Source organism: Paraburkholderia sp. BCC1876, from assembly GCF_902833695.1.
Lineage (GTDB): Bacteria > Pseudomonadota > Gammaproteobacteria > Burkholderiales > Burkholderiaceae > Paraburkholderia.
In genome coordinates this window covers 1,054,088-1,073,629 of sequence record NZ_CADFGI010000001.1, presented here as the reverse complement: position 1 = coordinate 1,073,629, position 19,542 = coordinate 1,054,088, and the positions used below count along the sequence as shown (strand labels likewise).

Here is a 19,542-nt window from a genome sequence, read left to right as displayed (position 1 = left end):
CCACTTTTTCTAAACGGACTCAGGATGAACGACCCTCGCCCAGCCGCGGCGCTGCACCCACGCGACGCATCCGCTGCACCCGTGGCGAGCGACCTCGCCGGTTTGCTCGACGCATTGCGCGCGAGCGCGGCGCAGCGAGATCGCGACGGCGGCCACGCCGCGCAGGAAAAGCAATGGATCGCCGACGCGGGGCTGCTCACGCTCGCGGTGCCGCGCGAATTCGGCGGCGCGGGCGCGCGCTGGCCCGACATCTACGAAACGATCCGGCGGATCGCGCGCGTCGACAGCGCGCTTGCGCATTTGCTGGGCTTTACCTGCCTGCAGGTGGTGAGCGTCAACGTCTGGGGCAATCCGGCACAACGTGCCCGCTATCTGCGCGGCACCGTCGAACAACGCTGGTGGTGGGGCAACGCGGTCAATCCGCTCGATACCCGGCTGGTTGCGAGCGCAACCAGTGACGGCGGCTATCTTCTGGATGGTCAGAAAGGCTTTTGCTCCGGCACACGCGGCTCGCAAATGATGACGGTTTCCGCGCACGACCCCGTCACCGGCAAACCGGTGTTCGCCGTCGTGCCGACCGCGCGCGAGGGCATCACCGTGCATGAAGACTGGGATCCGATCGGCCAGCGACAGACCGACAGCGGCAGCGTCTCGTTCGCGCGGGTCGTGGTCGAGCCGCACGAAGTGTTGCAGCGAGCCGACACCCCTTACGCGAGTTTGCGCACGCTGATCTCGCAGCAGGTGCTGACCAATCTGTTTGTAGGCATTGCGCAAGGTGCGCTCGAAGAAGCGCGCGCGTACGTGACCCAGCATGGCCGGCCATGGATCAGCTCCGGTGTCGACAAAGCCACCGACGATCCCTACCTGATCCAGCGCTTTGGCGAGATGCGTCTGCAGGCGGTGAGCGCCGAAGCGCTGGCCACGCGTGCCGCGTATGCGCTCGACGATGCGTGGCAGCAAGGCACATCGCTCACGGCGGAAACGCGCGCGCACGTCGCGCTCGCTACGTCGGAGGCGAAGATCGTGGCGCACCGCGCGGCGCTCGACGTCAGCGAAAAACTCTTCGATGCCTGTGGCGCGCGCGCCACGCATGGGCCGCTCGCACTCGATCGTTTCTGGCGTAACGCACGCGTACACACGTTGCACGATCCGCTCGACTATCGGATCCGCGACGTCGGCCGCTACGCGCTGAGTGGGACATTGCCGGAGGTTTCTTTGTACACTTGAGGCGGCTCGCGGCGCCTCGATACGAGGCGCCGCGCTTTATCCTCCTCGAGAGATTCCACGCTTGCAGTTCAAACTACCCACCACCGCCACGGCGCCGTTTTGCCCATCCGAGGTGCAAGGCTCGGTCGCCATCACGCAAGGCGCGCCGTTCTGGAAAAAGATTCTGCAATTCGCCGGTCCCGGCCTGCTGATTTCGATCGGCTACATGGACCCCGGCAACTGGGCGACCGACATCGAAGCCGGCTCGCGCTATGGTTACAGCCTGCTGTTCGTCGTCGTGCTCTCGAGTCTCGCGGCCATTGCGCTGCAATGTTTGAGCATGCGCCTGGGTATTGCCACTGGGCGTGATCTTGCACAACTGTCGAGCGCGCGTTATTCGCCGGCGGTGGCGCGCTTTCAATGGGTGCTCGCGGAAGTGTCGATCATTGCGTGCGATCTGGCCGAAGTGCTCGGCGGCGCGCTCGCATTCCACCTGCTGTTCAAATGCTCGCTGACCACCGGCGTGCTGCTGACCGCCTTCGATACGCTGATCGTGCTGGGCCTGAAGGGCAAAAACTTCCGCGACCTCGAAGCGATCATGCTCGGCCTGATCGCGACGATCGGCGTGGGGTATATCGTCGAGCTAGCGTTGGTGAAGCCGCATTGGCCGTCGGTCGCGATGGGGCTGATTCCGTCGTGGCAGGCGCTGAATTCGCGCGAACCGCTGTATCTGGCCATCGGCATTCTTGGCGCGACCGTCATGCCGCACAACCTCTACCTGCATTCGTCGATCGTGCAGACGCGCGCGGTGAAGCGCGATCCCGCGAGTATCCGCTCGGCGATCGGTATGTCGCGGCTCGATACCATTGGGGCGTTGGTGATCGCGCTGCTGATCAACATGGCGATCCTGATTCTTGCCGCCGCCGCGTTTCATGCCAATGGCCATACTCAGGTCACTGAGATCGAAGACGCTTACAAGCTGCTTGCGCCGATCGTCGGCACCGGCTTCGCGGCGGTGCTGTTCGCCATTGCGCTGCTCGCGTCGGGACAAAGCTCGACCTTCACCGGCACGGTCGCGGGGCAGGTCATCATGGAAGGCTTCCTGAACCTGAAAATTCCGTGCTGGCAGCGCCGCTTCATCACCCGCGCGCTCGCGCTGATTCCCGCGTTGATCGGCGTGCAGATGATGGGCAACGGCGCGGTCGGCAAGTTGCTGGTCGCCAGCCAGGTCGTGTTGAGCCTGCAACTGCCGTTCGCGCTTTATCCGCTGATCAGGATGACCGGCGACCGTTCGTTGATGGGGGAATTCGCCAATACGCTGCTGACGCGATTCGTCGCGTGGACGCTGTTCGTGGTGATCAGCGTCGCCAACCTGTGGCTGGTGGTGCAGACGATCGGACTGGTCGGCTGAGAGTCGATGTCTCGACCGGCCTGCGTTCGCCGCGTTCAGTGTCGCGGCGCCACGACAAATCAGACGCCATCAAAAACAAAGGTCCGCTCAATGGCGGACCTTTTGTTTTTCAGGCTTCGGTTCGAGTCGGGCCGGACCAGCCCTCGTCGAATAACTTCAACTCAGGCGGCTTGCGCGATCTGCGCGGCTTCGAGCGCTTCCTGGCGAGCGGCTGCGGCCTTCTTCGTCTTGCCGGCGCGCGACGGCGGCTGGCAAGCGCCGCACACGACGTTGTGCTGCAGGTCGTGCTTATGCGCGACGAACTTGCCGGTGCAACGGCAGCACTTGGTCAGTTGCAGAATGTTGGCGTCGAAGAAACGCACCAACGTCCAGGCGCGCGTCAGATCCAGCACCGGTTCAGATTCGCTGTGGTGGCAATGTTCCAGATACAGCCGATACCCTTTGGTCAGCGCGTCCAGATGCGAGCAACGCGCTTCGTTCTTCAGGAACAGGTACGTGTTGTAGAACAACGACGCGTGGATGTTCGCCAGCCACGTCATGTACCAGTCCGCCGAGAACGGCAGCATGCCCTTGGGCGGCGATACGCCTTTGACCTCGCGGTACAGGCGGATCATGCGGTCGCGCGAGAGCGTCAACTCACTCTCGAGCACCTGCATACGGGCGCCCAGTTCGATCAGCGCGATCGCACGGAATACTTCTTGTGCGTCTTCCGTCAGGCTACGCTTGAGCATCGTCGTCACCTCGATTAAGCAAACTGCTCGGCAGGTTGGCCTGCCAGCAGGATCGCCGCGTGAGTCGGTGCAACTGCGGCGTGCTTCGTGGTTTGCGTCAACGCCGACAACATAGCGTGGTCGTTGAAGCGGAAAAAGCACAAAAGCTGATCGGAAGCGGCCAGCTTGACGATCTGCGCGAGGGACAAGCCCGCGAGCAAATCAGCCAGTTCCGACGACAGACCGAGACGGAACATGCCGACCGGTTTGTCCTCACGCAACATACGTTGCGCGAGCATGATGTAAGACAAGTTAATCTCGCGGATTGAATCCAGCGTCTCGCTGCTACGGTCCATTTTCTCTGTTTCCGAAGCCCCGAATTACTATGTCGGCATTTTTTGCCGTTATGTCTTTTCTGCCTCGCCGGAAACGATAACCTCCGGCTACATGTCACCGACTTGATACAGACGGCGACCTTTTGATACATCGCGTTACATTTCGTAACAGCTTGGGACGAATTGTATGAAGGGCAAAACAAGAAATCAATCCCTTCTATAAAAAATATCTCAAAAAGATACATTAAATTTCGGTAAGTCTTTCACGGTGCTGTAATAGTCAATGCCTAGCAGATTTTTTGCCGTCTTAAATTTTCGTCTGATCCATGGAAACCCTTGCCCAGTGGACATCTTGCTTAATCATATGAACAAATGATCGAGTGCGCCCACGGTGCGGTAATTTGCGCTGCGACAAGAAAGGGAACAGAAAGCGAACGCAATATTAAGTAATATATACCGCTCGCTGAGCCTGTTAGAGGGACAAATCGCAGGTGTAACTGGGCGGTGCGGCCCCAGTTACAAACTGGGCCGCATTTGTAACGTCTTACGTAACGTTTAGCAACGGGTCGGTCGAGCGCGTTCGATTTCGAGGCCGAAGAGGGGGCGCAGATGCGTGCCAGGCACGTTGCCGGCAAACGCAGCGACGAGCCGGAGCGCGCCGCGCAGGCTGCCTGACACACTGCCGCTGAGGTAGGCGCCGATGTTACAACCTTGGGCCAGGCAGGCGCCGTAGTCGAGTATCAGGCTGCTGGGCAGCGCGGAGGGCTCGCAGGCGCGACAAGCGCCGATTACCTGGCCGCACGAATAGTGTGCTGGTGGCTGCCGCCGAAAAACCGCGGCTGGCGAGTCTTGTTGGGATGTCGCGAGGAGGGGGCTGAAAAAATAGCGCGGGTCGCGCGCTGAGGCAGGCGGAGCGACCTCGCGAAGATCTGTTACATGAAACGCACCATCAGATCGGCATCGTGAAATACGCCGCCGACATTCAATGCGCCCACTTCACAGCCGTACTTGCTAAAGCCGACCGATTCGTAGAGCCGGCGCGCGCCCTCGTTGTGGCTGCCAACCATCAACTGGATTTGCCGCAAACCGTCGATCTGCGCAGCGCGCGCCAGCAACTCGCATAGCAATGCGCGGCCGATGCCGCGGCCCGCTGCTTCCGGCGCGACATACATGCCGACTACGGCCGCCTTGTGCCGTTCCTTGTCATGCTGGTTGCGCGACAGGCCGACTACGCCGAGTAGGGGTGAGTCCGCGGGTTTGTCCGCGGGTGTGTTTGCCGATGTGCCCACCGATGCAAAGGCGCCGAGCAAAAACTCGCCCTCGGCGGCGCGCAGACCTTGCAATCTCGCGTCGTGCTGCTCGGGGCCTCGTGCGAACGCTTCCTCATAGCTCTGCCCGAACGAATCCGGATGCGCCTTCAGCCCGCGCAAGCGAAGCTGAAAATAAGCGTCGCGATCCGCCGGGCCGAGCTGGCGGATGAATACAGCGGTGGCGTCGTTCAAGTGCAGCCCTCGGTGCGTGTGGGTTGAGCGGTGCATGTGCGCGCCGCCAAGCCCTCAAGCTTGCCCGCTCTCACGGCGTGACGCAATGGCTACGAGGCGGCTTCGGCACGTTGGCTGTCGGCGAAGTTGCGCAGTGCGGTTGCGGTTTGCTGATCGGCGGGAAAGAACGCTTCAATGGCAAGTTCCGATAGCGTTACATCCACCGGCGTGCCGAACACGGTGGTCGTACTAAAAAGCGATAGCTCGCCGATCGGTGTGCGCAACCGCAATGGCACGGCAATCTGATTGACCGCTGCATTGTCGTGCTCTGCGGCTTCGGCGCCGGGTGGCGCGGGGTAGGCGGCCAACTCGTCGCGCAGTGCGCTCAACGTGCCGTCGCCGCTCACTTCGATTTGCCGTTGCAATCGCGTAAGCGTGTGCTCGCGCCACGCATGCCAATTGACGATCGACCCGGCGATGCCTTCCGGATGCATACTCAACCGCAGCGCGTTGACCGGTGGTTTCAACAGTTCGGGACTGGCGCCGGACAGCAGCGGCGCGAGCGCATTGTTCGAAGCGACGATAGTCCAGTGACGGTCGATTGCCAGCGCCGGGTAGGGCTCGTGTCCTTTCAGCACCAGATCGACGGCTTCGCGTGCGGCGGCGAGTTGCGGGTCCGACAACGGGCGCTCGCGGAACAGCGGCGCGTAGCCTGCGGCGACCAGTAGCGCGTTGCGTGCACGCAGCGGGACGTCGAGTCGCTCGGCAAGATGCATGACCATTTCCCGACTCGGCAACGCGCGGCCCGATTCGACGAAGCTCAAATGCCGGGTTGAAACATCGGCCTCGGTGGCGAGCAGCAACTGGCTCATTCTTCGCCGCTGACGCCATTCGCGAAGCAGATCGCCGACGGTGCGACTAGCCGACGGCGATGTTGGCGACGACGGCGCGGTGTGCGCAAGAGAGAGTGTGTTCATGGCAACGATGATAGCCAAAGCACGCCAGCGATCCATTACCTGACAGGTAATGGAATACCCCGGGAGAATTTACGAATGCCCGTAACCGCTCCGAGCCCCTTTCGACGCCAACGCATACCACCCAACTCCCATGCCACCAGTAGACCGACCGCGAGCGCAACGCAGCAGACGCGAATCACGCGGCAGCCACACCTTCCGGCACGGCATTAAGTTTGACGCCCAGCGCGCGCAGCAGTTTGAACACGGTGTCCATACGCGGCTTGGAGCCCGGTGCGAGTGTTTTATAGAGGCTTTCGCGCCCGAGCCCTGCGTCTGATGCGACCTTGGCGATACCGCGTGCTTTGGCGATGTCTGCGATCGCGGCGAGCAGCAGGTCGGCGTCGCCTTCTTCGAGCGCTGCGTTGAGATATTCAGCGATCATTGCCTCGCTATCGAGGTAATGCGCCGCGTCGAACCGTGCGGTTTTGATCTTGCTCATGACAGTTCCTTTCTGAGTTCGGCCCACATTGTTTTGGCATGCTTGATATCAGCCGCCTGGGTAGACTTGTCGCCACCGCAGAGCAGCAGATACACCATGCACCCTTCACGCGCGAAATAGACCCGATAGCCGGGTCCGCAATCGATGCGCATCTCGGACACACCGTCTTCCAGCAACTTCATGTCGCCGAAATGACCTCGTTCCGCCCGCCGGATCCGCACGAGGATTTTTGCTCTCGCTCTTAAGTCCGCGAGGTGGGCAAGCCAGGTGTCGAATATTTCGGTGCGGTTGACCGTGTACACCGGTGGTGAAACGATCTGTCGAGGATTGTATCTACTAAGATACGTATTTACAAGTATGGAATCCATATTAATAAAGCGGCTCCTGCTCCGGTTCGTTCGGTTCGTCGTCTACCGCGCGACGACATTGCGCGGCTCCCAAATTCCCACATGAGATTAGCGGCTGCTTGCGCCGCTGACGATTCAGCCGAATGGCTAATCCGGTGACCCGGCAAGGTTCCGACGAAGGCCTCTGGATGGCGGCGCATCGAGATGCTTACCTCCTACGTAATCGACTCACCACACCGTAGCCGTCAATCTTCACTCCGAGCCCGCCGTCGACACCTGGTCCGCCGAGCGTTGCGCTCAGTCAAGTTCACGAAGGAGTCTGAGATGAATGCCCATACCGATCTGATCGACCGTTATTTCGACGCATGGAACGAAACCGATGGCGCACGCCGTCGCGAGTTGATCGCGGCGACCTGGAGCGCCGACGCCGACTATCGCGATCCGCTGCTGGCCGGCGCGGGTCACGACGGCATCGACGCGATGATCCGCGCGGTCCACGAGCGCTTTCCGCATCACACGTTTCGCCGTACCACCGACGTGGACGGCTTTGCGAACCGGCTGCGTTTTTCGTGGGCGCTGATTACGCCGGCGGGCGACGCGATCGTCAAGGGATCCGATTTCGGCATGGTCGATTCGCGCGGCCGTCTGCAAGCGGTAACGGGTTTTCTCGACGAGGCGCCGGGCGGCGCCTGACCCACAAACTTTTTCACGGAGAAAATCATGCATGAGCCCGCCGCCGTCACGGTTCCCGAAAGTGTCGTTGCGTTTACACGTTTGTCGGGCGCGGTCGACGCACTTTGCAGCGCCATCGCCGGTTTCGCGCTACTTGCCGGCACACGCGCCTTCACCTTTACCGCGCTGCTCGCCTGGCGCGAGCCGGTGCTGGGAGGCTTGGGTCTCGTGTTGCTGGCGGCGCTCGGGTGGCTGCGCTGGCAGTGCGGCGGGCGTGCTGTTGGGCATGACACACACGCCCGGCATGTCACACACGCCGCACATCATGCACATGACACATACGCCGCGCGCGAGGGCCGTCCGGCGCTAAACCCCGGCAATGCTTCATGCGCCGTGATCCGGAACTCCCTGCCCGTTGGCGCGGAACGGGCTGACGTTGCTTGCTACAATCGTCCGTCGGAAAGCGAGTCGAAGCGTTGCGCCGCCCGCGTCGGGCGTCGCTCGTCATTGGGCTCCCTCCCGAACGCAGGTGCGCAGATAAAGCGGGCGAAAGCGCGCGCGCAACAATCGCTTTGCGTTACCCGGACTTAGCGTCCACACCCGGCGGTAAGCCGCCAATCGGACCTCAAGGAGAGACCGTGCTGAAGAATCTGGACCCGCTGCTCAATGCCGACATACTGCATGCGCTACGCTCGATGGGCCACGGCGACGAACTCGTGATCTGCGACGCCAACTTCCCGGGCAGTTCGGTCGCGCGCGAGTCGGTGCTGGGCGAACTGCTGCGCCTCGACGGCGTGAGCGCGCCGCGTGCGATTCGCGCGGTGTTGTCGGTGATGCCGCTGGATACGTTCATTGACCATCCCGCGTCGCGGATGGAAGTGGTGGGCGAGCCGCAGACGATCCCCGCCGTGCAGCGCGAAGCGCAGATCGAGGTCAACGCTGCCGAAGGTCGCGACGTGCCGTTCGTGTCGATCGAGCGATTCGCTTTTTATGAGCGCGCGCGCAAGGCCTATTGCGTGATCTCCACGGGCGAAGAGCGCGGCTATGGCTGCTTCGTGTTCACCAAGGGCGTGTTGCTGGCGCCGGACGCGCCTCAGTCGTAAGCCCGGTTCGCTGCCGCTCGCTCGCTAGCGGCCACCCAGCGGCGCGCCTCACGTTACCTCGCAAGGACGAACCTCATGAGTTTCTCAATCGACACGCTCGATCACCTCGTTCTGAACGTTGCCGACGTGGAGGCCAGCGCCGCCTGGTACGCACGTATGCTCGGCATGCAACGCACCGAGTTCGAATCGCGCACCGGCACGCGGGTCGCGATGACCTACGGCAATCAGAAGATCAATCTGCGCCCCGCCATGGCCGATACCGTCGCGTGGTTCACCGGGCGTGAGCCGGTGCCGGGTAGCGCCGATCTGTGCTTTATCACCACCACGAGTCCCGCTGAAGTCAAAGCGCATTGGCTGGCGCAGGGCGTGGCGATCGAGGCCGGCCCGGTCGAGCGCGACGGCGCGCGCGGCAAGATGACCTCGGTGTACTGCCGCGATCCGGACGGTAATCTGATCGAAGTGGCGAGCTATCCTCAAGCCTGACTAATGTCACCCACCCCGCCCGGGCTTGGAAAAGACGGGCAATGCACATATTCTCAGGTGCACAGCGGGGAACTGCGGCGTTTTAGCCGGGTCTGCTGCTTATTCATTTACAGGAGTTCCTCATGACGCGTCCCGTCGATTCCGGCGTCATCCTCATCGCGCGTATTGCGCTCGCCGTGTTGTTTCTGTGGGGCGGCGTGATGAAACTGCTGGGCTATGCGGGCTTCGTCGGCTACCTGCATTCGAAGGGCGTGCCCTTCGTGCAGATCGCCGCGCCGATCGCCACCGCGGTCGAAGCGCTCGGCGGCCTGCTGCTGATCGTCGGCTTCAAGGTGCGCCCGCTGGCGCTGATCATGGCCGTGTACACGGTCGCGACGGCGGTGCTCGGCCACGATTTCTGGAACGTCACCGACGCTGCGCTGCAACGCGACATGGTGATTCATTTCTGGAAGAACATCGGGATCGCGGGCGGTTTCCTGCTGCTGTTCGTGACCGGCGCGGGCCGTATCAGTATCGACGGTGCGCGTGCGCCACGAGGCGGGCTGGGTCGCTGATCGACGGGTTGCGGTAGGCTGTATCGAGTGCATGTGATTCTGGCTGTAACCAAGGGAGCAAATAATGATTCAAAGTTTCGAGCAAACCATTGGCGGCAACGTCACGCAGTTGTGCGCGAGCCTCGGCGAAGGGCCGACCCCTCACCGGGTGATCATCAGCCTCGCCGATTCGGCCAAAACGCTGGTCGTTCTGGATGCCTCGGGGTTCCTCAGCGCGCTGAAGGCCGAGATCGAGGAACCGGAAAAGCTGATCGCCGACGCGATCGCCAAAGCGCAGAACGAAGGTCTGATCGAGCGCGCGATCGATACCGGCACGATTCAGGAGGCGTCGCTGTAAAGGCGTCGTAGCGGCGCCGGCGCAAGGTTTTTCGCGCGGCCGCTGCGCTGGAGCTACGCCGCAGTTTCGCTACGTCTCGTCGACAACAACCCCCGCATTGCTCACGCAATCGCGGGGGTCGTTTTTTGCGCGGATAAAAAGCGTAGGTTTTCAGCGGGACCGAGATTCGCCAACCCGCGTATCGTCCACGCCGCGCGATGACGATGACGACGTATGCGGCTGTGGATGAATGAAGCAGCTCAGCATGCCACCGAGCGCCAGCAGACCGACCGAGATGGCGGTCGCGGCCTGCATGCCCGCGACGATCTGCGGGGCGGCCGCACCGCTTGCCAGCGCGCCGAAGGCCGCCACGCCGACCGCGCCGCCGGCTTGCCGCGCGGTGTTCAATACCGCGGACGCGGTGGCCGCCCGCTTCGCTTCGGCCGAGGCCAGCACGGCGGTGGTCATGGCGGGGACGGCCAGCCCCATGCCCGACGGAATCAGCAGGAACGGCAGCAGCAAGCCGATCAGCGGCGTGCTGGCGTCGACGAAATGCAGCAGGCCATAGCCGAGCCCCGCGGTAATCGCGCCGGCGATCATCGGCACCCGCACGCCGAAACGTCCCACGACCCAGCCGCTCGCCACGTTCGAGATCAGGAAGCCGCCCGTCAACGGCAGGAAGGCCAGACCCGCCTGCAACGGCGTGTAGCCGCGTCCGCGCTGCAAGTACAGGCTCAATACGAACACCATGCCGTAGTACGTCAGATTTACGCAGATGCCGAACAGCACCGCCACGCTGAAACTGCGTTTGCCGAAGAGCGACAGCGGCAGCATCGGCGATTCGGTGCGCGCTTCCACGGCGATGAACGCGCCTGCGGCGACCAGCGCGAGCACGAAACCGCCGGCCACCAGCGGGTGGCTCAGCCCCAGCGGCCGCCATTCGATCACCGCGGCGACGAAGGCGGTCAGCGCGACGATCGCGAGGCACTGGCCGCTCAGATCGATGCCACGCGGCGCGGCCGGGTGGATTCCGGTCGTCTGTTGCGAATCTCGAGGGGTGGTTTCAGTACGCGGCACCCACAGCAACGTGGCGAGCAGGCCGGCCGCGCAAATCGGCAGGTTGACGAGAAAGATGCTGCGCCAGCCGAACGCCGCGATCAGCAGACCGCCAACCACCGGTCCCGCCGCGATCGAAATCGCGCCGGCGGCGGTCCATAGTCCCACCGCGCGGGCGCGCAGTTTCGGGTCGTGCCCGTACGCGCGGTTGAGCAGCGCGAGCGAATTCGGCAGCATGGCCGCGGCGCCGATGCCTTGCACCGCGCGCGCGGCGACCAGCAGGGTGGCATCGAGCGCCAGTCCGCAGGCCAGCGACGCCAGCGCGAACAGCACGATGCCCGCCGCGTACATGCGTCGCGTGCCGAGCCGGTCGCCGAGCACGCCGGCCGACAGCATCAGCACGGCGAACGCGAGCGTGTAGGCGTCGACGACCCACTGCAGGCCGGCCACATTCGCGTGCAGGTCCGCGCCGATTTTCGGCAGCGCGATATTGACGATGGTCACGTCCAGCTGGGTAACCACGAAGCCGACGCTGACGGTCGCGAGAATCCGGCCGAGGGCGGGCGAGAGGGAGGGTTTGGGCGAGTTCATGCGTTACATCGTAGGCGCGATGCAGCGCGTCATGTTTCGGGACTACGTGAAGTATGCCTGTCACGGGACTACGGAAAGGCGCGATGTCTCGCTCGCGACGGCAGGCCAATGCGGGCCCGTACGCCTGCTCCGATGCCTACGCACACGCCAGTTCAAACGACGACGGCGCGCCCGAGGCGCGCCGTCGTTGCGAAACACCGGCAGCGTAAGCCGCCCGCTCAATGCGCCTGCGGCGCGTCCTTGATAAACAGCGTCGTCAACGCCCCGAGCACGCAGATCGTGCCGACATACATCGGCGCGGCCATCGGGTTGGACTTCATCATCAGCGAAACGGCGATCGGCGTGAGGCCGCCGAACACCGCATACGCGACGTTGTACGAGAACGAAATGCCCGAGAAGCGCACCGCCGGCGGGAACGCCTTGACCATCACGAACGGAATCGCGCCGATCACGCCGACGAACAGCCCGGCCGCGCCATACAGCGGCACCAGCGCCGAGGTATCGGCGGCGAGTTGCTGGAACATCACGTAGTAGGTGAGCGCCAGCGCGAGTCCGCCGACGAAAATCGTGCGCCCCGCGCCGATCCGGCCGGCAATCGAGCCCGCCAGCACGCAGCCGATCGTCAGGCACAGCGTTGCCACGCAGTTCGCCAGCAACGCGGTGGCTGGCGCGACGTGAAACTGCTTCTGCAGCAGCGTCGGCGTCATCAGAATGACCACCACGATCGCGGCCGACAGCATCCACGTGAGCAGCATCGACACGATCACCGCGCGGCCGTGATCGCGCAGCACGGCCTTGAGCGGCACTTCGGCGGCAATCGCCTTGCGCTGCTTGAGCTCGGCGAACACCGGCGTTTCGTGTAGCCAGCGGCGCAGATAGACCGAGAACATGCCGAACACGCCGCCGACCAGGAACGGAATACGCCATGCGTACGCCGAGATTTCCGCCGGCGCGAAGTGGCGGTTGACCGCCGACGCGATCAGCGAGCCGAGCAGGATGCCGGCCGTGAGACCGGCCGTCAGCGTGCCGCATGCATAGCCGATGTGCCGCTGCGGTACGTGCTCGGAGACGAACACCCACGCGCCCGGTACTTCACCGCCGACAGCCGCGCCCTGCATCACGCGGAACAGCAGCAGCAGCACCGGCGCGAGCACGCCGATGCTGGCGTAGGTGGGCAGGAGGCCCATCATTAGCGTCGGCACCGACATCAGCAGCACGCTCAGCGTGAACATGCGCTTACGGCCGAACAGGTCGCCGAAGTGGGCCATGATGATGCCGCCCAGCGGGCGAGCCAGATAGCCCGCGGCGAAGATGCCGAAGGTTTGCACCTGACGCAGCCAGTCCGGCATGTCCGCCGGGAAAAACAGCTGGCCGATGGCCGGCGCGAAAAACACGAAGATGATGAAGTCGTAGAACTCCAGCGCCCCGCCGAGAGCCGCGAGGCCGAGCGTCTTGTAATCGCTGCGCCCAAGAGGGCGTGGGGTGACAGCCTGCGCTCCACCCAGATTTGTCGCTTGCATTGCCTGTTTCTTGTCTTGAATTGGAAGCCACACGTAGCGCGTGGAAATACGGCGGTCGTCGGGCGAGAAGTGTGGCAAGCGCGGGGTAGAGCACGGGACACCGGCGCGCCGGCCCGGATAGGGCGAGCGCGATGACGACCGGGGCCAGGCGGGATTTTACAGGATGAAAGCAGTGGCTTTCCGGAAGTGCTTAATTAGCTTAGGGAAAGTTCCCCGGCGCGGCATTTTTAAATGCCAGACAGGACGAAGCCACGCGAACAATCGGAAGCGCCTGTAGGAATACTGGACGCGTCTGTCAGCGTGAGCCGATATCTATGTAAATTAGGATTGCTCCTATGGGATCGAATGGGTGGGCCTCTGAGAATCGCGTCCGACCTATCCGTTGAGAGTTATCCCATGCGCATTGCCATTCTTCAGCATGACCCGCTCATGCGTCAGTCGATCGAAAAGATCCTGACCGGCGCCAGCCACACCTGTGTCACCTACGACGACGGCCTCGCCATGTCGAAATCGCTCGCGCGTTCCACCGTGGACTTGCTGGTGCTGGACTGGCAGGGGGCGCGCCTCGCCGGCGCCGAAATTCTGCGGCTGGTGCGCGCGGTCGGCGGCGACCGCTTGCCGGTTGTGTTCGCGTCGAGCGATACGTCGGAGGAGAGCATGGTGCGTGCCTTCGTCGGCGGCGCGGACGATTATGTCGCGTTGCCGGTGCGTCCGGCCGAGTTTCGCGAACGCGTCGCGGCGCTGCTGCGGCGCACGTATCCCGAGCGATTCAGCAATGCGAGCTTCGAGGTCGGACCGTACCGTTTCGATACACGCCGCCAGATCGTCCTGCTGAACGGACGGATCGTGGCATTGTCCGGCACGCAATTCCGGCTCGCGGCGCTGTTCTTTTCCAACATCGGCCGCGTGATGTCGCGCGACCATATTTTCGCGATGGTATGGGGCCGCGAGTTTCGCGAATTTACCCGCACGATCGACAGTCACGTGTCGCGCCTGCGCCTGCTGCTCGAAATCGAGGCGCCGAACGGTTTCCGGCTGCAGCCGGTCTATAAAAGCGGCTACCGGCTGCTGCATCTGCTGCAGGATGAAGCCGCCAATACGCAGAAAGAAGCGGCTTAAGCGGCCTAAGCAGGCTGTAGGCCGCCCGATTTTCAACCCGGCTTAAATCTGCGGCAGCGCCGGCCGCGTTTCCAGCGCGCTGCGAATCAACGTTTCCACCGCCTTGCGTTCTTCGCCCACGAGCGGCAGACGCGGCGGCCGCACCGGCTCCGTGCCCAGCCCCACAATCGCCTCAGCCAGCTTGATGTTCTGCACGAGTTTCGCCGACACGTCGAGCGCCAGCAGCGGCGCGAACCAGCGGTAAATCGCACGGGCTTCTTCCAGGCGTCCTGCTTTCAGCAATTTGTAGATCGTCACCGTCTCGCGCGGGAACGCGCAGACCAGTCCGGCCACCCAGCCGTGCGCGCCCATCAGGATCGCTTCCATCGCCAGATTGTCGACGCCGCACAGAATCGCGAAGCGGTCGCCGACCGCGTTGATCAGATCGGTCACCCGCCGCACGTCGCCGCAGGATTCCTTGATCGCGACGATTTTTGCTTCGTCGGCGATCTCGGCGAACATGTCGGGCGTCATGTCGACGCCGTACGCGAGCGGATTGTTGTAGATCATCAGCGGCAGTGCGCTCGCGTCCGCAACGCTGCGGAAGTGGTTGAGCGTCTCGCGGCGGTCCGACAGATAGCGCAGGCCCGGCAACACCATATAACCGGCCGCGCCGTGGCGGCTGCCGGCTTCGGCCTGACGGCAGGCGTCGAGCGTGCTGTTTTCGGCGATCGTCAACAGAACCGGCACACGGCCGCGCGCGGCTTCCACGGCGATATCGAGCACCTGCAACTTTTCGTCAAGCGACAACGTGGACGCTTCGCCCAGCGACCCGCACACGATGATGCCGTCGACGCCCGCGTCGATCTGTGCTTCGATATTCTTGCCGGTCCATGTCCGGTCTATGCTGAAATCCGCGTGAAACTTGGTGGTGACTGCGGGTAATACGCCTTCCCAGATATGCGCCACGACTGCTCTCCTGAGTGTGATGTGTTGAAGCGCAGTGTAAGCAGGGAAAATCCCGCCGTCTTGCGTCAATCGCGCGCGGTGGATGACGATTTCGGCATAGTCGTCAAGCTTGAGATGCCAGTGTCTCAAGCCAGCCGGCGTATATCGGGATAAAACGGTGATTATGCTGAGGCGGCGCGATCAGGCACAGTGAGGCACTTGTACGGTCGCGTGGATTGCGTATTGCATAGGCCTGATCGGGACAGGCTTCTATCAAGTAGGACGCGCCCGGCACGCGGTCGAAGCTATGCCGAAATCGTCACAATCCGCGCGCAAGCGCACCAAGACTTGAGCGTCCGTCGTTTCTACCATGGGCGTCATGAAAACCATCGATATCATCGACTCGCACACCGGCGGTGAACCGACCCGCCTCGTGGTGACGGGCGGCCCGGACCTCGGCGGCGGCACGCTGGCGCAGCGGCTCGACGTGTTCCGCACCCGCTTCGACGACTGGCGCGCGGGCGTTGTCACCGAGCCGCGCGGCTCGGACGTGGTGGTGGGCGCGCTGCTGTGCGAGCCGCACGACCCCACCTGCGCGGCCGGCGTGATCTTTTTCAACAACGTCGGCTATCTCGGCATGTGCGGACACGGGACGATCGGCCTGATCGTGTCGCTCGCGCATCTGGGACGAATCGGGCCCGGGCGTCACCGGATCGAGACGCCGGTCGGCGTGGTCGAGGCGACGCTCAACGAAGACGGCAGCGTCGGCGTGCGCAACGTGCCGGCCTACCGCTATCGCCAGGCCGTCGCGGTGGATGTGCCAGGCTACGGCGCGTTGACCGGCGACATCGGCTGGGGCGGCAACTGGTTTTTTCTCGTGGCCGATCATGGGCATGCGCTGGAGGCGTCGCGCATCGGCGAATTGACCGCTTTCAGCGGCGCGATTCGCGACGCGTTGATCGCGCAACGCATTACCGGCGTGGACGGCGCGTTGATCGACCACATCGAACTGTTCGGACCGGGCTCGCGTGACGGCCTCGACAGCCGCAGCTTCGTGCTGTGCCCGGGCAACGCGTACGACCGCTCGCCGTGCGGCACCGGCACCAGCGCGAAAATCGCCTGTCTCGCGGCCGACGGCAAGCTCGCCGAAGGCGCGGTATGGCGGCAGGAAAGCATTATCGGCAGCGTGTTCGAGGCGAGCTATCGGCGCGCCGCTCAGGGCGACGGTGACGGTGGCTCGGTGATTCCGACCATCACCGGTCATGCGCACATCATGGCGGAAGGGCGGCTGTGTTTTGATGAGCGCGATCCGTTCGCGTGGGGCATCCGCACGGCATGAGAGCGGACGCGCTGATCGTCGGAGCGGGCATTGTCGGCGCAGCGTGCGCGGCGGAGCTGGGCGCGCTCGGCATGCGGGTCGAGGTGCTGGACGCGCACGGCATTGGCTCGGGCGCGACGGCGGCCGGCATGGGCCATATCGTCGTGATGAACGACTCGCCGGCGGAATTCGCGCTGAGCCGCTACGCGCGAGATCTGTGGCTTGAACTCGCGCCGCGCTTGCGCACGCGCGACGCGTTCGCGCGCTGCGGCACGCTATGGGTCGCGGCCGATGACGAAGAGTGGCAAGCCGCGCGCGCCATGCAGGCCGCGTTCGAAGCGCAGGGCGTCGCCGCGCAACTGCTCGACGCGCCCGCGCTGCGAGCGTGCGAGCCGGCGCTGGCGGCGTCGCTGGCGGGTGGCTTGCGGATCGAGCACGACAGCATCGTCTATGCGCCTACCGTCGCCGAATGGCTGCTGACGCAATCGCCGGGCGCGGCGAATATCAGCGTGCGGCTCGGTGCCGCGGTGAGTTCGATCAAGGCGGGTCGTGTCACGCTGAGCAACGGCGAATCGATCAGCGCGGCTCATGTGATCGTGGCCAACGGTTTGGGCGCACGGCAACTCGTGCGATTTCTGCCGTTGCAGCCGAAGAAAGGCCATCTGCTGATCACGGACCGTTATCCCGACCTGATTCGGCATCAACTGCTCGAGCTTGGGTATATCAAGAGCGCGCACCACGCGGTGGGGACGTCGGTCGCGTTCAATGCGCAACCGCGGCCCACGGGACAATTGCTGATCGGCTCGTCGCGCCAGTTCGATACCACCGACCCCGCCGTCGAGATGCCCGTGCTCGCGCAGATGCTGCAACGCGCCGCGCGTTATCTGCCGACGCTGCCGACGCTCAACGGTATTCGCGCCTGGACTGGTTTCCGCGCGGCCTCGCCGGACGGTCTGCCGCTGATCGGACCGGCCGGCGATTTCGCGCCCGGCGTCTGGCTTGCCGTGGGGCATGAAGGGCTTGGCGTGACGACTTCACTCGCCACCGCGAAGCTGCTCGCGGCGCAGATTACGTCGAGTGCCGCGCCGATTCCCGTCGAGCCTTATTTGCCGGCTCGTTTCGCTCGTCAGGTGATTCATGAATAGTCTCGACGCAGCGCGTATTCGCTTGACGATCGACGGCCGGTCGATCGACGTCGAAGCCGGTACGACCGTGGCCGCGGCGCTGGTTGTCGCGGGCGTGAGCGGTGCGCGGCGGTCGGTGAGCGGACAACGCCGCGCGCCGTTGTGCGGCATGGGCGTCTGCCAGGAATGCCGCGTGACGATCGACGGCCGCGCGCACGCGCTCGCGTGCCAGACGCTGTGCCGCGAAGGTCAGATCGTGCTTACGGGTGATGGAGATCGCTTGTCATGACGCTTTATTTCTATGACGTCACGGTGAGTGCTGGGTTCGACTTTGCGCGGCGGATGGCGGCGGCGCGTGCCTATGTCGATGACTATGCCGATGCCGATGCCGATGCCGATGCCGATGCCGATGCTGCGAAGGCGACGCTATGACGCATCACTTCGATATCGTCGTAGTCGGCGCGGGGCCCGCCGGCCTGAACGCCGCCTGTGCGGCGGCGCGCGACGGCGCCACGGTCGCGCTGCTCGACGACAATCCGCGCGCCGGCGGTCAGATCTGGCGTCAGGGCCCAGCGCATCCGCCGCAAGCACCGCTCGACCATCTGCTGAGCCGCCTGAGCGGGCAGAACAACATCACCTACTGGCCATCGACGCGCGTCGTCGCGCCGCTGGCCTCGCGTGGTCTGTTGCTCGAATCGGCGGAACACGGCGGCGTGTCGATCAGCTACGGCCGATTGATCCTCGCGACCGGCGCGCGCGAGCGGCTTCTGCCGTTCGCCGGCTGGACCTTGCCCGGCGTGACCGGCGCGGGCGCGCTGCAGGCGTTGATCAAAGGCGGCATGCCGGTGCGCGGTGAACGGATCGTGATTGCCGGCAGCGGTCCGCTGTTGATCGCGGCGCTCGCCACCGCACGCGATGCCGGCGCGCGCGTGGTCGCGGTGGTCGAGCAGGCTTCGGCATTCGATGTCGCCCGTTTTGGGGTGTCGTTGCTGGCCACGCCTGCGAAGTTGCGCCAGGCTGTTGAGATGACGCGTGGGTTCGCCGGGTTGCGTTACTGGACCGGTAGCGTCGTCCACGAGGCGCACGGCGACGGCCGCGTCGAGCAGGTGACGATCCGCCGTGGACGCCAAAACGTCACCTTCGCTTGCGACCGCGTCGCCTGTGGTTTTGGACTCGTGCCGAACGTCACGCTGGCGCAGGCGCTCGGCTGCGAGATCAACGACGCGGGCGAGATCGTTGTTGACGACGCGCAGCGAACTTCGGTCGATGGTGTGCTCGCGGCGGGTGAGTGTACTGGCGTCGGTGGTGCGGAACTGGCGGTGGTGGAGGGCGAGATCGCCGGATTGTGCGCGAGTGGTGGCGTCGGGAGCCGCAGCGAATATCACGCTTCCAATCCCGTGCCTAGCGCCAACGCCAACGCCAACGCCGCGCTGCAAGCCCTACAAGCAAACCGCGCGCGCTGGCGCCGCTTCGGCCAACGCGTCGCCACCACCTTCGCCCTACAGTCCGCCGCTCGCACACCGCCCGCCGACGCCACACTGCTGTGCCGTTGCGAAGACGTCAGCGTCGGCGAAGTGCGCGCCTGCGCCGACTGGCGCGACGCGAAGCTGCATACCCGCTGCGGCATGGGCGCTTGCCAGGGAAGAATCTGCGGCGCCGCAGCGAACCTCTACTTCGGCTGGCCGTCCGCCGCGCCGCGCCCGCCCTTCAGTCCCGCGCGGATCGAAACGCTAATGGCCGCGAACCCAACGTCACCGGCAAGCGAATCACAATGACACGCCCACTCGCGCATACCCCGGATATTGTCGGCCGCC

23 protein-coding genes and 1 pseudogene are annotated in these 19,542 nt (G+C 64.1%); 14 read left to right on the top strand and 10 right to left on the bottom strand.

Features of this window, described 5'->3' with window-relative positions:
- The first annotated feature begins 24 nt into the window (after window positions 1-24).
- Window positions 25-1,227: an acyl-CoA dehydrogenase family protein gene (locus tag HWY05_RS04675; protein WP_176057538.1), complete on the top strand. Its 1,203-nt coding sequence runs from the start codon at window positions 25-27 to the stop codon at window positions 1,225-1,227.
- A 61-nt stretch (window positions 1,228-1,288) separates the two neighbouring features.
- Window positions 1,289-2,617 carry an Nramp family divalent metal transporter gene (locus HWY05_RS04670; RefSeq protein WP_176057537.1) on the top strand — a complete coding sequence of 443 codons (1,329 nt, stop codon included), beginning with the start codon at window positions 1,289-1,291 and terminating at the stop codon, window positions 2,615-2,617.
- Window positions 2,618-2,778: 161 nt separating this feature from the next.
- On the opposite strand, the gene flhC is transcribed toward HWY05_RS04670, so the two are convergent.
- The 7 genes and pseudogenes from flhC to HWY05_RS04635 all read right to left on the bottom strand — a co-directional run bounded on the left by flhC (window position 2,779) and on the right by HWY05_RS04635 (window position 6,900).
- Complete coding sequence (gene flhC / locus HWY05_RS04665; protein ID WP_035558895.1) at window positions 2,779-3,348, bottom strand: flagellar transcriptional regulator FlhC; 570 nt, start codon at window positions 3,346-3,348, stop codon at window positions 2,779-2,781.
- 14 nt (window positions 3,349-3,362) lie between these two features.
- Window positions 3,363-3,683, bottom strand: a complete 321-nt coding sequence (gene flhD, locus HWY05_RS04660) for a flagellar transcriptional regulator FlhD (RefSeq protein WP_035558891.1) — start codon at window positions 3,681-3,683, stop codon at window positions 3,363-3,365.
- Window positions 3,684-4,217: 534 nt separating this feature from the next.
- Window positions 4,218-4,424, bottom strand: a pseudogene (locus tag HWY05_RS38235) (YeeE/YedE thiosulfate transporter family protein); the annotation flags it as partial.
- A 170-nt stretch (window positions 4,425-4,594) separates the two neighbouring features.
- Window positions 4,595-5,170 (bottom strand): GNAT family protein, encoded by a 576-nt coding sequence (locus HWY05_RS04650; protein WP_176057795.1) that lies wholly within the window; start codon window positions 5,168-5,170, stop codon window positions 4,595-4,597.
- An 83-nt stretch (window positions 5,171-5,253) separates the two neighbouring features.
- Window positions 5,254-6,156, bottom strand: coding sequence for a helix-turn-helix transcriptional regulator (locus tag HWY05_RS04645; RefSeq protein ID WP_176057536.1), 903 nt, complete (start codon window positions 6,154-6,156; stop codon window positions 5,254-5,256).
- A 139-nt stretch (window positions 6,157-6,295) separates the two neighbouring features.
- Entirely contained in the window at window positions 6,296-6,598 is a 303-nt protein-coding gene (locus tag HWY05_RS04640) for an addiction module antidote protein (protein WP_035558886.1), read from the bottom strand.
- Window positions 6,595-6,900 carry a type II toxin-antitoxin system RelE/ParE family toxin gene (locus HWY05_RS04635; RefSeq protein WP_244146489.1) on the bottom strand — a complete coding sequence of 102 codons (306 nt, stop codon included), beginning with the start codon at window positions 6,898-6,900 and terminating at the stop codon, window positions 6,595-6,597. Before HWY05_RS04635 ends, HWY05_RS04640 begins: the two co-directional genes overlap by 4 nt.
- Window positions 6,901-7,269: 369 nt before the next feature.
- On the opposite strand from HWY05_RS04635, the gene HWY05_RS04630 reads away from it, so the two are divergent.
- From HWY05_RS04630 to HWY05_RS04605, 6 genes are all read left to right on the top strand, one after another.
- A complete protein-coding gene (locus HWY05_RS04630) occupies window positions 7,270-7,638 on the top strand; it encodes a nuclear transport factor 2 family protein (RefSeq protein WP_035558880.1) in 369 nt (122 codons plus the stop codon).
- 27 nt (window positions 7,639-7,665) lie between these two features.
- The gene (locus tag HWY05_RS38230; protein ID WP_244146488.1) at window positions 7,666-8,208 is read left to right on the top strand and encodes a hypothetical protein; all 543 of its coding nucleotides are present in this window, start codon (window positions 7,666-7,668) and stop codon (window positions 8,206-8,208) included.
- A gap of 47 nt (window positions 8,209-8,255) precedes the next feature.
- Window positions 8,256-8,720 (top strand): RbsD/FucU domain-containing protein, encoded by a 465-nt coding sequence (locus HWY05_RS04620; RefSeq protein ID WP_035558877.1) that lies wholly within the window; start codon window positions 8,256-8,258, stop codon window positions 8,718-8,720.
- 75 nt (window positions 8,721-8,795) lie between these two features.
- Complete coding sequence (locus HWY05_RS04615; protein WP_035558875.1) at window positions 8,796-9,203, top strand: VOC family protein; 408 nt, start codon at window positions 8,796-8,798, stop codon at window positions 9,201-9,203.
- 122 nt (window positions 9,204-9,325) lie between these two features.
- The gene (locus HWY05_RS04610; RefSeq protein ID WP_035558872.1) at window positions 9,326-9,757 is read left to right on the top strand and encodes a DoxX family protein; all 432 of its coding nucleotides are present in this window, start codon (window positions 9,326-9,328) and stop codon (window positions 9,755-9,757) included.
- A gap of 64 nt (window positions 9,758-9,821) precedes the next feature.
- Complete coding sequence (locus HWY05_RS04605) at window positions 9,822-10,094, top strand: hypothetical protein (RefSeq protein ID WP_035558868.1); 273 nt, start codon at window positions 9,822-9,824, stop codon at window positions 10,092-10,094.
- 150 nt (window positions 10,095-10,244) lie between these two features.
- Here HWY05_RS04605 and HWY05_RS04600 read toward each other — a convergent pair whose 3' ends face one another.
- Both HWY05_RS04600 and HWY05_RS04595 read right to left on the bottom strand, forming a co-directional pair.
- On the bottom strand, window positions 10,245-11,720 hold the full coding sequence (locus tag HWY05_RS04600; protein WP_176057534.1) for an MFS transporter: 1,476 nt from the start codon (window positions 11,718-11,720) through the stop codon (window positions 10,245-10,247).
- A gap of 218 nt (window positions 11,721-11,938) precedes the next feature.
- Window positions 11,939-13,240 (bottom strand): MFS transporter, encoded by a 1,302-nt coding sequence (locus tag HWY05_RS04595; protein ID WP_176057533.1) that lies wholly within the window; start codon window positions 13,238-13,240, stop codon window positions 11,939-11,941.
- 396 nt (window positions 13,241-13,636) lie between these two features.
- Between HWY05_RS04595 and HWY05_RS04590 the strand changes: the two genes are divergently transcribed.
- Complete coding sequence (locus HWY05_RS04590; protein WP_035558860.1) at window positions 13,637-14,359, top strand: response regulator transcription factor; 723 nt, start codon at window positions 13,637-13,639, stop codon at window positions 14,357-14,359.
- 42 nt (window positions 14,360-14,401) lie between these two features.
- On the opposite strand, the gene HWY05_RS04585 is transcribed toward HWY05_RS04590, so the two are convergent.
- Entirely contained in the window at window positions 14,402-15,307 is a 906-nt protein-coding gene (locus HWY05_RS04585; protein WP_035558857.1) for a dihydrodipicolinate synthase family protein, read from the bottom strand.
- A gap of 349 nt (window positions 15,308-15,656) precedes the next feature.
- On the opposite strand from HWY05_RS04585, the gene HWY05_RS04580 reads away from it, so the two are divergent.
- The 5 genes from HWY05_RS04580 to HWY05_RS04560 are packed head-to-tail and all read left to right on the top strand — an operon-like array spanning window position 15,657 to window position 19,503.
- Window positions 15,657-16,625 carry a 4-hydroxyproline epimerase gene (locus tag HWY05_RS04580; RefSeq protein ID WP_176057532.1) on the top strand — a complete coding sequence of 323 codons (969 nt, stop codon included), beginning with the start codon at window positions 15,657-15,659 and terminating at the stop codon, window positions 16,623-16,625.
- A complete protein-coding gene (locus tag HWY05_RS04575; RefSeq protein WP_176057794.1) occupies window positions 16,622-17,749 on the top strand; it encodes an FAD-dependent oxidoreductase in 1,128 nt (375 codons plus the stop codon). Before HWY05_RS04580 ends, HWY05_RS04575 begins: the two co-directional genes overlap by 4 nt.
- Window positions 17,742-18,017 carry a 2Fe-2S iron-sulfur cluster-binding protein gene (locus HWY05_RS04570; RefSeq protein WP_176057531.1) on the top strand — a complete coding sequence of 92 codons (276 nt, stop codon included), beginning with the start codon at window positions 17,742-17,744 and terminating at the stop codon, window positions 18,015-18,017. Before HWY05_RS04575 ends, HWY05_RS04570 begins: the two co-directional genes overlap by 8 nt.
- A complete protein-coding gene (locus tag HWY05_RS04565; protein ID WP_176057530.1) occupies window positions 18,014-18,160 on the top strand; it encodes a hypothetical protein in 147 nt (48 codons plus the stop codon). Before HWY05_RS04570 ends, HWY05_RS04565 begins: the two co-directional genes overlap by 4 nt.
- A complete protein-coding gene (locus HWY05_RS04560; RefSeq protein ID WP_176057529.1) occupies window positions 18,157-19,503 on the top strand; it encodes an FAD-dependent oxidoreductase in 1,347 nt (448 codons plus the stop codon). The genes HWY05_RS04565 and HWY05_RS04560 overlap by 4 nt, the downstream gene beginning before the upstream one ends.
- Window positions 19,504-19,542: the final 39 nt, after the last annotated feature.

Coding starts and splice junctions, on each gene's coding strand:
- HWY05_RS04675 (WP_176057538.1), top strand. CDS start 25: ATGAACGACCCTCGCCCAGCCGCGGCGCTGCACCCACGCGACGCATCC.
- flhC (WP_035558895.1), bottom strand. CDS start 3,348: ATGCTCAAGCGTAGCCTGACGGAAGACGCACAAGAAGTATTCCGTGCG.
- flhD (WP_035558891.1), bottom strand. CDS start 3,683: ATGGACCGTAGCAGCGAGACGCTGGATTCAATCCGCGAGATTAACTTG.
- HWY05_RS04645 (WP_176057536.1), bottom strand. CDS start 6,156: ATGGATCGCTGGCGTGCTTTGGCTATCATCGTTGCCATGAACACACTC.
- HWY05_RS04640 (WP_035558886.1), bottom strand. CDS start 6,598: ATGAGCAAGATCAAAACCGCACGGTTCGACGCGGCGCATTACCTCGAT.
- HWY05_RS04630 (WP_035558880.1), top strand. CDS start 7,270: ATGAATGCCCATACCGATCTGATCGACCGTTATTTCGACGCATGGAAC.
- HWY05_RS38230 (WP_244146488.1), top strand. CDS start 7,666: ATGCATGAGCCCGCCGCCGTCACGGTTCCCGAAAGTGTCGTTGCGTTT.
- HWY05_RS04615 (WP_035558875.1), top strand. CDS start 8,796: ATGAGTTTCTCAATCGACACGCTCGATCACCTCGTTCTGAACGTTGCC.
- HWY05_RS04610 (WP_035558872.1), top strand. CDS start 9,326: ATGACGCGTCCCGTCGATTCCGGCGTCATCCTCATCGCGCGTATTGCG.
- HWY05_RS04605 (WP_035558868.1), top strand. CDS start 9,822: ATGATTCAAAGTTTCGAGCAAACCATTGGCGGCAACGTCACGCAGTTG.
- HWY05_RS04600 (WP_176057534.1), bottom strand. CDS start 11,720: ATGAACTCGCCCAAACCCTCCCTCTCGCCCGCCCTCGGCCGGATTCTC.
- HWY05_RS04595 (WP_176057533.1), bottom strand. CDS start 13,240: ATGCAAGCGACAAATCTGGGTGGAGCGCAGGCTGTCACCCCACGCCCT.
- HWY05_RS04590 (WP_035558860.1), top strand. CDS start 13,637: ATGCGCATTGCCATTCTTCAGCATGACCCGCTCATGCGTCAGTCGATC.
- HWY05_RS04580 (WP_176057532.1), top strand. CDS start 15,657: ATGGGCGTCATGAAAACCATCGATATCATCGACTCGCACACCGGCGGT.
- HWY05_RS04575 (WP_176057794.1), top strand. CDS start 16,622: ATGAGAGCGGACGCGCTGATCGTCGGAGCGGGCATTGTCGGCGCAGCG.
- HWY05_RS04570 (WP_176057531.1), top strand. CDS start 17,742: ATGAATAGTCTCGACGCAGCGCGTATTCGCTTGACGATCGACGGCCGG.
- HWY05_RS04565 (WP_176057530.1), top strand. CDS start 18,014: ATGACGCTTTATTTCTATGACGTCACGGTGAGTGCTGGGTTCGACTTT.
- HWY05_RS04560 (WP_176057529.1), top strand. CDS start 18,157: ATGACGCATCACTTCGATATCGTCGTAGTCGGCGCGGGGCCCGCCGGC.